General features: G+C 28.2%; 11 protein-coding genes. All 11 read left to right on the top strand.

Features of this window, described 5'->3' with window-relative positions:
• Positions 1-10 precede the first annotated feature (10 nt).
• The 11 genes from CA_RS11210 to glf all read left to right on the top strand — a co-directional run bounded on the left by CA_RS11210 (position 11) and on the right by glf (position 13,781).
• On the top strand, positions 11-940 hold the full coding sequence (locus CA_RS11210; RefSeq protein WP_010965478.1) for a GDP-L-fucose synthase family protein: 930 nt from the start codon (positions 11-13) through the stop codon (positions 938-940).
• 15 nt (positions 941-955) lie between these two features.
• Positions 956-2,110 carry a DegT/DnrJ/EryC1/StrS family aminotransferase gene (locus tag CA_RS11205; RefSeq protein ID WP_010965477.1) on the top strand — a complete coding sequence of 385 codons (1,155 nt, stop codon included), beginning with the start codon at positions 956-958 and terminating at the stop codon, positions 2,108-2,110.
• Between the two features lie 70 nt (positions 2,111-2,180).
• Positions 2,181-3,551 carry a CgeB family protein gene (locus tag CA_RS11200; protein WP_010965476.1) on the top strand — a complete coding sequence of 457 codons (1,371 nt, stop codon included), beginning with the start codon at positions 2,181-2,183 and terminating at the stop codon, positions 3,549-3,551.
• A gap of 251 nt (positions 3,552-3,802) precedes the next feature.
• Entirely contained in the window at positions 3,803-6,616 is a 2,814-nt protein-coding gene (locus CA_RS11195; protein WP_010965475.1) for a glycosyltransferase, read from the top strand.
• Between the two features lie 38 nt (positions 6,617-6,654).
• Positions 6,655-7,656 carry a glycosyltransferase gene (locus tag CA_RS11190; protein WP_010965474.1) on the top strand — a complete coding sequence of 334 codons (1,002 nt, stop codon included), beginning with the start codon at positions 6,655-6,657 and terminating at the stop codon, positions 7,654-7,656.
• 23 nt (positions 7,657-7,679) lie between these two features.
• Positions 7,680-8,690 (top strand): glycosyltransferase, encoded by a 1,011-nt coding sequence (locus CA_RS11185; protein ID WP_010965473.1) that lies wholly within the window; start codon positions 7,680-7,682, stop codon positions 8,688-8,690.
• A 50-nt stretch (positions 8,691-8,740) separates the two neighbouring features.
• A complete protein-coding gene (locus tag CA_RS11180; protein ID WP_010965472.1) occupies positions 8,741-9,742 on the top strand; it encodes a glycosyltransferase family 2 protein in 1,002 nt (333 codons plus the stop codon).
• 24 nt (positions 9,743-9,766) lie between these two features.
• Entirely contained in the window at positions 9,767-11,116 is a 1,350-nt protein-coding gene (locus CA_RS11175; protein ID WP_010965471.1) for a glycosyltransferase family 2 protein, read from the top strand.
• Positions 11,117-11,244: 128 nt separating this feature from the next.
• Positions 11,245-12,144: a glycosyltransferase family 2 protein gene (locus CA_RS11170; protein ID WP_010965470.1), complete on the top strand. Its 900-nt coding sequence runs from the start codon at positions 11,245-11,247 to the stop codon at positions 12,142-12,144.
• 22 nt (positions 12,145-12,166) lie between these two features.
• Entirely contained in the window at positions 12,167-12,652 is a 486-nt protein-coding gene (locus CA_RS11165; protein ID WP_010965469.1) for a hypothetical protein, read from the top strand.
• A gap of 46 nt (positions 12,653-12,698) precedes the next feature.
• Positions 12,699-13,781: a UDP-galactopyranose mutase gene (glf, locus tag CA_RS11160; RefSeq protein ID WP_010965468.1), complete on the top strand. Its 1,083-nt coding sequence runs from the start codon at positions 12,699-12,701 to the stop codon at positions 13,779-13,781.
• Positions 13,782-13,795 lie beyond the last annotated feature (14 nt).

The raw sequence follows: 13,795 nt of genomic DNA, 5'->3' as shown, positions 1-13,795 counted from the left end.
GGAGCATAATATGAAGGAAGATAGCAAAATATATATAGCAGGTCATACTGGTTTTGTTGGTTCTGCCATATTAAGAAATTTAGAGCGTAGAGGATATAAAAATGTTGTAGTGAGAACTCATAAAGAACTTGATTTGATGCACCAAGAAAGTGTTAAGAAGTTCCTTGAAGAAGAAAAGCCTGATTATGTAGTATTATCAGCTGCAAAGGTTGGTGGAATACAAGCGAATATTTCGAATCCTGTGGACTTTCTTATGGATAACCTAATAATAGAATATAATGTGATAAAAAATTCTTTTGAGGTAGGAATTGAAAATTTACTATTTTTAGGGAGTTCTTGTATATATCCTAAAGAAGCACCACAGCCTTTGAAAGAAGAATATCTGCTTTCAGGATATTTGGAGCCAACTAATGAAGGTTATGCTATAGCTAAGATATCAGGGCTAAAGATGTGCGAATATTATAGTAAGCAGTATGGATTAAATTACATAAGTGCTATGCCTTCAAATTTGTATGGTATGAGAGATAATTTTGATTTGAAAACTTCTCATGTTATGGCGGCATTAATAAGAAGGTTTCATGAGGCAAAGGTTTCCGGGTCTCAGGAAATATCCATATGGGGAAGTGGAGAACAGTATAGAGAATTTACATATATAGAGGATTTGGCTGATGGAATTATTTTTCTGATGGAACATGGCGAAAAAGTGAAGGGTTTTTTAAATATAGGTTGTGGCAAGGATATTAAAATAAAAGATTTAGCTTATAAAATAAAAGATGTAGTTGGATTTAAAGGAAATATAATTTTTGATAAGAGTAAGCCAGATGGAATGTTTAGAAAGGTTATGGATGTTTCTAAAATTAATAGTTTAGGATGGCATTATAAAGTTGAACTTGATGAAGGAATTACAAAAACATATAGGTGGTATTTAAATAATTGTTAGATAGGAGCTGTTAATATGAAATGGAAACTTCAAGAAAATGCATTAGTAAAAGAAGAAATTGAAAGCTTAGCAGAATTTATTAAAACAGCAGATAGACTTACGCAGGGGAGTAAAGTAAAGGAATTTGAAGCTGAATGGTCAAAATGGCAGGGATGTAAGTACAGCGTTTTTGTTAATTCTGGAAGCTCAGCTAATTTAGTTCTTTTAAGTGCAGTTAAGGATTACTATAACTTAGATAATACGTCTGAAGTTATAGTACCTGCAGTTACTTGGGTTACAAATATATCACCCATACTTCAATGTGGATTGAAACCTGTATTTGTTGATGTAAACTTAGAGGATTTATCTTTTGATTATGAAGAACTTAAGAAGAAAATAACAGATAAAACAAAAGCTATTTTCATAACGCATTTATTGGGTTTTCCAGCTAATATGGAGAAAATAAAAAATGTAATTGGAGAAAAAGATATAGTAATACTTGAAGACTGCTGTGAGAGTCATGGAGCAAAATATAAAAACATTAAAGTTGGAAATTTTGGTTTAGGAGGTACCTTTAGTTTTTATTGGGGGCATCACATGACGACTATTGAGGGAGGAATGATTTCTACTAATAATGAAGAATTCTATAAGCTTTGTCTTCTTAAAAGATCACATGGTTTAGCTAGAGAACTTCCTATTAAATACCATGAATACTATAAAAATAAATATAAAGACATTGATTTTAAATTTTTATTTTTAACGGATGGTTTTAATGTTAGAAGTACAGAAATAAATGCATTTTTAGGGCTAAGACAAATAAAAAACTTAGATGCATTCATTGAAATTAGAGATAAAAATTACAATATGTTTTTTGATACATGCACAAAATATGAAGATAAATTAATTACCATAAAAGTTGAAGGGACTTCTTCATTAGCTTTGCCATTTATATTTAAGGAAAAAAGATTAAGGGAAATTGTTGAAAAAAAGCTAAATGAATTAGGTGTAGAAACAAGGCCTATAATTAGTGGTAATCTTTTACGACAGCCTTTTTTAAAAAAATATCATAATGAAAATGAATTTAAAAACGCTAATCTTATTCATGATAATGGATTTTACATAGGAAATAACCAATTTGTTGATGAAATTAGGTTGAAAAAATTAGAATCAATTCTTGATAAAATAATGTAAAACTCTTTATGAGAACAGAAACAGCAAAATTAGTTCTTATGGAAAGAGGAAATAGTTAGAAGGTGTGAAAGTGTTAAAAGTAATACTGACTTGTTTAAAATATGATTATAATGATAAATCACGTGGATATAGTTTTGAGTATGAAAATTTTTATAAAACGTTAATTAAGATGGATGGTATTGAGTTATTATTTTTTGATATTTGTGATTTTGGAGATAAGAAAAAAAGAGAGGATAATAATAATAATTTAATAAAATTAATTGAGAAAGAAAAGCCGGATATTTTACTTAATATATTGTATGAAGATCAGATAAAAAAAGAAACTTTTTTGTATATAAAAAACAACACCAAAACAATATTAGTAAATTGGTTTTGTGACGATCAATGGAGGTTTGAATCAACATCAATAAAATGGTGCTGGTGTTTTGATTACTGTGTTACTACTTATAAAAAGGCAATAGTTAAGTATAAAGAATTAGGATATGAAAATATAATTTTTTCTCAGTGGGCTTGTAATCAATACAACTATTTTAAAAGAGATATACCGTTTAAATATGATGTATCCTTTGTAGGACAGCCACATAGTAATAGGCGAGAAATAATTAATAAACTAAAACAAAAAGGAATAGAAGTAGCATGTTTTGGATATGGATGGAATGAGAAGGATCCAAATAGTTCAAGAATATCTCAAGATTCAATGATTGATGTTTTTAATAGTAGTAAAATCAACTTGAACTTATCAAACTCATCACATTTAGATGCACCACAGCAAATTAAAGGAAGAAATTTTGAGGTCCCAGCCTGTGGGGCATTTATTTTGACTAGTGATGTGGAAGGGCTCAGTCACTATTATGAAATAGGTAAAGAGGTAGTTGTATATTCTTCTTTTGATGATATGGTTGATAAAATAAAGTATTTTCTAATTAATGAGGAAAAAAGAAGAACTATAGCAAATGCTGGATATATTAGAACTATAAAAGAGCATACATATGAAAACAGGTTAAATGATATATTTAAAATTGTATTGAAGGATGGAAAAGATACAAACAAGAAAATGGATGATCTCTTTTATAGATTTAATTATAAGGAGAAAGCGGATGTTTTATCAGTAATTTTTAAGAATGCTGTGGGAAAAAATATAGGAATATATGGTTCAGGCGATCACACTACAAACTTAATAAAATACTATAAAAAATTAATAGGAGATATAAAGTTTAATACATATTATTTTGATTCTAACTCTTTAAAGTGGGGGACAGAGTATTTAGGAGGCATTATACATTCACCAAAGGAAATAGATGAGCTTAATTTAGATAGGATTATAATTTCTAGCTATGAATATGAGGAAGATATATTCAAGTATTTAAATGAGATTACATCGGGAATCAATATTGTGAAAATATACAATGGTGATAAAAAGGAGAATTTGTTTACAGATTAAAGGCTAATAATGTTTTTTATAGACTGTTCATAGATATGAAGTATTATGAATAGTCTTTTTTTTATTATTTATTTATAATAATACATTAAAAGACATATAAATAAACATATATGCGTAACGATAATATACATATTGAATAAATTTGCCATAATTTAATAAAAAAATGTCTTATAACATGCAAGAGTATTTTATCAATAATTGATTAAAGCATATGTTAGAGTAAGACGGTTCAAAATAAGGAGAGCTATTTGATGATAAAGGTAAAAGATTTTGTAAGTGATTTTTCTATAGAAAGGTCAAGGAATTTAATAGAGAGTCCTAATGTAAGTATTATTTTATGCCTTATAAATATAAAAGATTACAATAAACTGGATAAATCTATAAGTCTCATATTAAATCAAGAATATAGGAATTTTGAATTAATAGTAGTTGATGACGGTCAGGATGATGAGTTACTTTATACAAAGATAAAAGATTATATTAATAAAGATAATAGAATAGTTTATGTACATAATAATAATCGGTCAGGTTTGGCAGCTCTTCGTATTAATCAAGCACTAAACTATGTTAGAGGAGAATACATAACATATCAATTTAATGAATCCTATGTAGATAGTAGTTACTTAAAAGAACTTATTAAAGAAATTGAAAAATACCATGGTGAGTGTTTGGTTTACGGAAAAAGTGAGCTTCAAAATGGTAAAGATAGTAACTATGTCATGGGAAATTCATTTAAATACAGTGATTTAATTTATGGTGATAATATTATTCCCAATAATGCAATTTTGCATAATGCTAGTATTATAAAAAAATATGAAATTATGGATTGCAGTGTGATGCTTAAACAAACTTTTTTTTGGGATTTTTTATTGAGATTAGCTTCTAAAATAAAATTCATTTATGTAGATAAGGTTGTGGTAACAAATGAAAGCTTTTCAAAAGTTTATAATAATATCTACATAGATAATTTTAATTTAAGAGTATTTAGAAATGTACAATATGTAAATAAGAGTGATTGCCTAAAGTTAGATAAAGTTAATGATTATATAGTTGATGATATAGGAATAATAAATGGTGAAAATTTCAGACAAGAAATATTAACAAAGTGCATATTGCCTTGGTATAAGAATATAAAAAGAGATTATGATAAAGAAACATCAGTGTCAAAATTGAAGAAAAACTTATTAGTTGTAAAAGGTGAATTTGATACATCGTTAGATATTATGATTACTAATTTTATCAAGATATTGAATGATGAATACAATATGATTTATATACCATCTTCACAATTAAAAGAAGAATTTTTGGAAAATATTGATGCTGCAATTTTTCATAGAACATATGATTTTGCAACTAATCATTTTTTAGTAAAGCTTAAGAAAATGAATATACCTGTATCATATTGGATAGATGATGATTTATTAAATTTTTATAAGCTCAAAGATGAATATAAGGATCTATCTTCAGCTGAAGCATCAAACAAAAAATTTGAGCTTTCAGTACCAGGAACATCTATTTATAAGGAATTAGAGTATCAACTAAAAAATGCAGATGCTGTAGTAAGCTATAGTCCTCAAATTTCTGATTCAGTGAGATTATATAATGATAGGATAATGGAGCTGAAGCTCACCGTCATGACTAGATATATAAAAAGATATATTTCTAAAAATGATAGTGTTTTTAAAATAGCATTTATCGGTACAGATTCAAGAAGAGCGGAGATAAAGTTTTTTTGGGAAGACTTTTTAGAGATATCAAATGAATTTAGAGAAAAAGTAGAATTCTATTTTTGGGGGTATATACCTGAGGAAATAAGCGGTATCAAGCATAGTAAAGTATACACGGAAGGTTTCACAACAAGTTATTATGAATACATGAATAGGTTAAGTGAAGAAAACTTTGATATAGTTGTATCTCCTTTATTCAATGTAGGGCCTAAATTGGCAAAAGGACTAACTAAATACATTGAGGCTGCTGTGTGTGGAGCGATTGGTGTGTATTCTAATGTAAAGCCATATGAAACTATAGAAGATGGTGTAAACGGATTTAAATTTAAAAATGAAAAAGGTGAATTAGCTAAAAAAATAAGGAAGATAATAGGCATGAATATTAATGAAAGAGAATTAATATTTAATAATGCAAAAGAACAAATAATGAAAAAACATTCTACAGAATCTCAAATATATAAATTCAAATCAGTAATAGAAGCTTTAAGGATTCATGCTTTTCTTCAAAAGGAAACTATAGGTTTTATACTTTCACGTGATTTTAGATATAGGAAAAGTGACATTTTAAGGTACGCTCTTCTAATGAAAAACTATGGTTTTAAACTTAATGTATATATATTAGGTCTAAATAGAGATGAATTTAAAGATGTATACGAGATATGCTCACAGAATGACATAAATGTAGATTTTATTAAATATGATGGCGTAAGTAACAAAAATGAAGAATTTAATAATACAGTGATGAAAAGCAATGTTAGAATATTTCATTCAGAGAGTAAGATACCTTTAGTTGATGATACTGCTTTAAGCTTAAAGATACCATACCTTTATAGTACTTTAAAAGATGATACTAGTAATGGTGAAAAAATTGCATGCATGATTTTTGAGAGATACAACAAAAGCATCAATGAATTTATGGTGGAAAAAACATATTCCTTAGATTCTAATAGTGAGTTTTGGGATAAAGTACATGAAAATATAGTAAAAAAAATTAATATTTATGATTATATAGTTTTTGAAAAATTTTTTGTAGGAGTTAAGGAGCAAATTAATACTCTATTGAATAATGAAAATTCCATGAATTATGCTATTTGGGGAGCTAGTAATGCTGGAAAAATTGCTAAGCTAATTATAGATGAAGCACTGCCTAAATTTAATTTAGTGGCTTTTATAGATAAATATAAAAAAGGTAAATTTGATGGATATGACATACACACTTCGGAAGATTTAAAAGAACTTAACGTAGATTATGTTTTTGTTGCTACCTCTCCAGGAAGATATGAGGCTGAGCAATTTTTATCAAAAAATCATTTAAGTTATTTAGTTTTATTTCCATAATTTTATTTAAAGATTCACAAGCGAAGGAGTTGAAGTAATTGATAAGTGTTATAATGCCTGTTTACAATTGTGAAAAATATTTAGAAGAATCTATAGAAAGCATACTAAAACAAACGTATAGAGATTTTGAATTTATTATTGTAAATGATGGTTCAAATGATAAATCAATAGATATAATAAATAAATATGCAAATGACGATAATAGAATAGTTGTAGTATCAAGGGACAACAACATGGGAATGGTGTATTCTCTAAATGAGGGAATCGATAGAGCAAAAGGAAGTTATGTAGCAAGAATGGATGCGGACGATATAGCTCTTCCTGAAAGGTTTGAAAGACAAATAGAATATCTTAATAAAAATAAAGATGTAGATATACTAGCGTGCAAGGTAGAAGCTTTTGGAGATGTTAGTAGAGAACAAAAACTTGAAAGAGAGCACTGGTACAATGTTGACTTAAATAATTCTGAAAGCATTGAAAGCTTATTTTTGGAGAATTGTTATATTGCACATCCTTCAGTTATGATGAAAATGAGTGTTCTTAAGGCTCTAGGTGGGTATAACTTAAACTATAAAAGAACCGAAGATTATAATTTATGGCTAAGGGCTATAGCTAAGGGATATAAAATAGCTATGTTAGAAGAAAAACTTATGAAAATTCGTTTGCATAATGATTCTAAGATACATAGGGATGCTGAAGGTTTTAGTAGTATAAGAGATATAATTCAATCCAGGCTTGAGTATGTAAAGGAAAAACTTAAGCTTAAAGATTTTAGTTATGTTATTTGGGGAGCCAGCAATGGGGGCAAAATAGCATATGAGAAGATAAAAGAAGTTTTTCCAAATGCTAAGCTAAATGGATATATTGATAAGTTTAAAACAGGAAAATTTGAGGGTGTAGATATATTTTATCCAGAAGATTTGAGTAAAATGAAAGTTGATTATGTATTCATAGCTACTTTACCAGGATGTAAAGAAGCTAAAGGAATCTTGACAAAGAATAATTTTGTTCCAATAAAAGATTTTTTAGTATTATGCTAAAGAATATTAAGGAGAGTGTTTAGATGAAGGTGTATCCTAAAGTATCAATAGTAATGCCAGTATATAATAGTGAGAGGTATTTAGCAGAAGCTATAGAAAGTATTTTAGATCAGACCTATAATGATTTTGAGTTTATAATAGTTGATGATGGTTCTACTGATGAATCTTATAACATAATATCTAGCTACGCTAATAAAGACAACAGAATTATTGTGATTTCAAGAGAACATAGGGGACTTGTCGATTCATTAAATGAAGGTATAAACATAGCTAGAGGAAAATACATAGCAAGAATGGATGCGGATGATATATCCATTAATAATAGAATCGAAAAACAATTTGAGTTTTTAGAATTAAACAAAGATGTAGATATATTAGGTACTAGAATAGAGGCTTTTGGAGATATAGATGAGAAGCAAAAAACAATTTATAATAGTGCATTTTCAATAAAATTTGATTCACAAAATATAGAACAGGTTTTTTTAACTTCATGTGCTATACCTCATCCTTCAGTCATGTTTAAAAAGGATAGTATCGTAAAATTAAGAGGATATAGAAAAGAATATGATACTGCAGAGGATTATGATTTGTGGTTAAGGGCTATAAGAAATGGATATAAGATAGTGAGAATGGATGAATGCTTAATTAAATATAGGGTTCACAATAAATCTAAAACAGCAGTGGAAATGTTTAATCCTAAGATGGTTGAATATACTATGAAAGCAAAGATAGATTATATAAATGATACCAATAAAAAAGACAAAGTTGATTACTTAATTTGGGGAGCTAGTACGGGAGGAAAACTTGTAAAAAAGGTTGTTGAGAGCACAACTGATAAATTTAATTTAATTGGATTTATTGATAAATATAAAGAAGGAGAGGTTGATGAATGTAGGATTTATAAGCCAGAGGATTTAATGAAATTACATAGTGATTATGTCTTCATTGCCACATTGCCAGGTAAAGAAGAGGCTGATGAGTTCTTAAAAAATTGTGGACTTAAAAAATTCAAGGAATATATAAGTCTAGTATAAAAGCTAAGCTGTGAAGTAAACACGATATGTATTCGGGGTGATATTAAAGTATGGCCAAGGTAAGCGTTGTAATGCCAGTTTATAATAGTGAAAAATATCTGAAAGAGTCCATAGAAAGTATTTTAAATCAATCATACAGTGATTTGGAATTTATAATAATAAATGATGGCTCTACAGATAACTCTTTTAAAATAATTAAGGAATATGCCAAATTAGATAAAAGAATAAATGTGATTTCAAGAGAAAATAAAGGAATTGTGTACTCGTTAAATGAAGCTATACGATTGGCAAAAGGAGAATATATAGCAAGGATGGATGCTGATGATATTTCCGCACCCAAAAGAATAGAAAAACAAATTTCTTTTCTAAAAAGCCACAGAGATATAGATATACTGGGAACACAGGTAAAAGTGGTGGGCAATATTTCTAATGATATAAAAGAAAAAAATGAAAATAAGCTAAATATAGAATTTGATATTTATGATGATAATAGAGAAAAAATATTAAATTATTGGTATTGTTTAGCACATCCTTCAGTAATGTTTAGGAAAGATATATTGAGAGAGCTAAAAGGATACAATGATTTTAAATCAGAGGATTTAGATTTATGGCTAAGAGCTATAGAAAGCGGATTTAAAATATATAAGCTAAAGGAAGAACTTATATATTTTAGGATGCACGAGGAGTCAAAGACTAGAGTAGATAATCAAAATTATGAAGGTTTAAAAGATGGAATAAAAATAAAATTAATAGATGTTTTTAAGAGAGAGTTCAAGAAAGACTTTAAATACATAGTATGGGGTGCAAGTAATGGAGGCAAAATTACAAAAGAGGTTTTAGACGAATTTTTTGAGAAATCTCAATGTATTGCATTTGTAGATAAATTTAAAACAGGTGAATTTGAAAAAATTAGAATTCTTCATCCAAAAGATATAAATCATATTAAATTTGATTATGTTTTTATTGCAACTGAACCGGGAAAAGAGGAAGCGATGAGCAGTTTGAAAAGCATGGGTTTGAAATGTATAAAGGACTTTTTGAGTACTGTATAATGCTGCAGATAGGAGTAATAAAAAATGAAAGAATTATCTATAGTAATTTGTAATTACAATAAAAAGGAATATGTATTAAACTGTATAGACTCAGTTCTAAATTCATCATATAGGGATTTAGATATTTATGTGGTGGATAATGCATCAGAAGACGGCTCAGTAGAAGCTATAAAAGATAAATTTAAGGATAAAGTAATGTTGATTAGTAATACTGAAAACTTAGGCGGATCTGGTGGATTTAATACAGGAATAAGGGAAGTATTGAAGAAGGACTATAAGTATGTCATGCTTTTAGACAATGACGTTATTTTAGATAAAGAGGCTATAAACAATTCATATAGATATTTAGAAAAAAATGACGACACTGCTGTAGTAGGTTCAAAAATATATTCAATGGATAACAGAGATAAGATTCAAGAAATGGGAGCGAAAATTGATTTTGAAAATTTTTATATTAACCCATTTTACAAAGGTTACATTGATTTTATTGAACTTCCAGAAGTGGTTGAGTGTGATTATGTACCGGCTTGTTCTATGATGGTAAGGATTGAAGCCCTAAGAAGAGTTGGCATAATGGATGAAGATAATTTTATATATTGGGATGATATAGAATGGGGATATAGATTTAAAAAAGCTGGATACAAGGTTGTGACCTATGGAAAATCAAAAGTATGGCATAAAATGGGGGTAGCTCAGAAAACAAATACTTTTGGAACATATTATTTTTGGCGCAATAGGATTCGCTTTTTTGCTAAGTATATTGAAGAAAATAGAATTAAGGATTTTTGTCTCAGAATATTTGATGAAATTTTTCAGGCGATTTATTCCTGTAATTATATTGGTAAATACAGCAGTGCTAGAACTATAATTGCAGCAGTAGAAGATGCATTAAATGACGTTAGAGGAAAGGCTAGTCAGGATAAAATATTAGAAATTGAAAAGGTTAAAGATAGGTTTGGAGAGTTAATTGAAAATAAAAATAAAATAGCTCTTACAGGAGATTCTAATATAGAAGTACTTAGAAATATTGTAAATAAGATTAAAGCGACAAACAGTGAAACTGAAATAAATTTGATTTCAGGTAATGTAAAGAATATTAAGCAGCAGTTTGAGGAATATAAAGTACTAAGTTTAAAAAGTGAAAGCTTAAAAAAATATGAGACAGTAATTAAAATTTGCAATCATATATTTGATATGAGAAATGAGCTTTCAAATAATTTGATTTATGTGGATAAATTCTTTAATGTAATAGTTTCAGGGGATGATAGAAAATACATAGAAAACTATGATAATACATATAGTTTGATGAAGAATATATGGTATCCTAATTTGTTAAGTAAAATGAGAGTATTAAACAGAAAATTGAATAAGTAGATAAAGGAAGTTTGCGCTTAATAACAGCTCAAACTTTTTATAATATAAGGTTGGTTGTGTTTGGTATCAATTTTCAATTTACTTATACGATAAAATAATATAGTATATTTAATATCGGGAGGTAAAAAATGGAGACTCCATTAGTTAGTATTGTAAGTATTTGTTGGAATAGAAAAGATGAAATATGTGAAAGTCTTAATAATATAAGAAAAATAGATTATGAGTCTTTAGAGATAATAGTTGTTGATAATGGATCTACGGATGGAACTGTAGAAAAAATAGAGGAAGATTTTAAAGAGGTAAAGCTTATAAAAATGCCTAAAAACGCAGGAATAGAGGCATATAATGTTGGATTTAAAAGTGCTGCGGGAGAGTACATAGTAATACTTGATGATGATTCCTTCCCTGAAAAAAATTCTATTAAAAGAATGGTCAAAAAGTTTCAAAAGGATGATAAGCTTGGTATGGTGGCCTTTGATGTGAGAAATTACTATAATTATGATGAGGTTAAGAAAATTGATACAGAAGAAACTAGTAATGATACAGCAGCTGAATCTGATGAGTATATTATGGCTTTTAATGGAGCTGGAGCAGGTGTTAGAACTGAAGTACTTAAAAAAGCGGGTTTTTATCCAGAGGAATTTTTTCTATACTGGAATGAACAGGATACAGCTTTTAGAATATTAGATATGGGATATAAAATAAAGTTTTTTGCTGATGTTATAGCGTATCATAAGTATTCACCTAAAAATAGAGCTTCCTGGAGGGCGCCTTTTTATTATACAAGAAATGCTTTTTTTCTTGTATGGAAAAATTATTCTACAAAAGCAGCTTTAAAGAAAACTATAGAACTTATATATGATTGTTTTTATTATTCAATGGAGCAAAAAACTAATATATATTTAAAGGCAATGTGGAATGCTTTCATGAATTTTAATAAAATAAAGGGAAAAAGGAAGGTTGTTGATAAGTACATTGAGGAAAATCTAAGGATTCCCTTAAATGTTTCATTTACCTTTTATAAATAACCTTAAGTGAGGAAGGTGCAGCATGAAAAAATTACTTATAGTTCGCTCAGCAAGCTTTCAGCAGTTGGATTTAAATTTAAAAGCTATAGAGAAGAAGTATAAAGACTATGAAATAGATATACTAACTCATGAACATGGAGTAAAATTAGCTGAAAAGTATAATAATATACATAACATATATGTCTATCCGTATAAGGAATCCTTTAAAAAGGGAAACAAAGTTAAAGAAATTGAGAACATAAAATTTGATGTAGTAATTGTTCCTGTTACCAATATATCAGGAGCAGGTTTTTTTAATGTTTTTAAGTATGCATTATCTATTAATAGTGATAAAATTATAATGTGTAATGTTATTTCTGAATTTAAAGATAGAGATAGGCTCTCAATATACATTATGGAGCTTTCGAGTTTTGTTTTTAAAATACTATCAGGATTTTTTACCTGCTTATTTGGAATTGTATCAGTACCTTTTTTGATTTTTAAATTAAGAGCAGCTAAGAAAAAATGAAGTTTTTTAAGTGCGTATATTTAAATGAATTTTATAGGAGGAAATTATGTTTGATTATTTAATAGTTGGTTGTGGATTTTCAGGGGCTGTTTCTGCAAGGCTTTTAGCTGAAAAGGGAAAAAAAATTTTAATTGTGGATAAAAGAAATCATATAGGTGGGAATGCCTATGATTATTATGATGATAATGGCATACTCGTACATAAATATGGCCCTCATATTTTTCACACAAATAGCAAAAGGGTATGGGAGTTCTTATCTAGATTTACTAAATGGTATCTTTATCAGCATAAGGTTTTATCTTATGTAGATGGAAGACTTGTACCTATGCCAATTAATGTGGATACTGTAAACCAGCTTTATGGTACAAATTATTCTAATGATACTATTAGTGAGTTTTTTGATAAAGTAAGAGAAAAGGATATTGAAATAAATAATGCTAGAGATATGGTAGTGACTAAGGTTGGGTCTCAGCTTTATAAAATGTTCTTTGAAGGCTACACAAAAAAGCAGTGGGGAATTATGCCGGAAGAGCTAGAAAAAGAAGTTACAGCTAGAATTCCTATAAGAACAAATAGAGATGACAGATATTTTACTAATGTATATCAGGGGCTGCCACTTGATGGGTATACAAAGATGTTTGAAAATATGCTTAATCATGAAAATATACATATAATGCTTAATACAGATTATAAATTTATAAAAAGTGAAATTCAGTATAAAAGTCTTATATATACTGGATGTGCAGATGAGTTTTTTGATTATAAATTTGGAAGACTGCCTTATAGATCAATAAACTTTGAATTTGAAACTCTAAACCAAGATTATTATCAAAAGGTTGGTACGGTTAACTATCCTAATGATTATGATTTTACTAGAATAACAGAATTTAAACATCTTACAGGGCAAAAATGTTATAACACTACTATAGTAAGAGAATATTCATGTTCTGATGGTGAACCTTATTATCCAGTACCTCAGAGTAAAAATCAAAAGCTTTATTTAGAATATAAGAAGCAAGTAGAGAATCTAGAAAATGCTTATTTTTTAGGAAGGCTTGGGCAATATAGATATATGAATATGGATGTAGTTGTAGATGAAGCCATAAAGCTTGTTGATAAGCTTAAATAGCAATTTATAAAGCG

Source organism: Clostridium acetobutylicum ATCC 824 (assembly GCF_000008765.1).
Classification (GTDB): domain Bacteria; phylum Bacillota; class Clostridia; order Clostridiales; family Clostridiaceae; genus Clostridium_S; species Clostridium_S acetobutylicum.
This window is presented reverse-complemented; position numbering and strand designations above follow the sequence as displayed.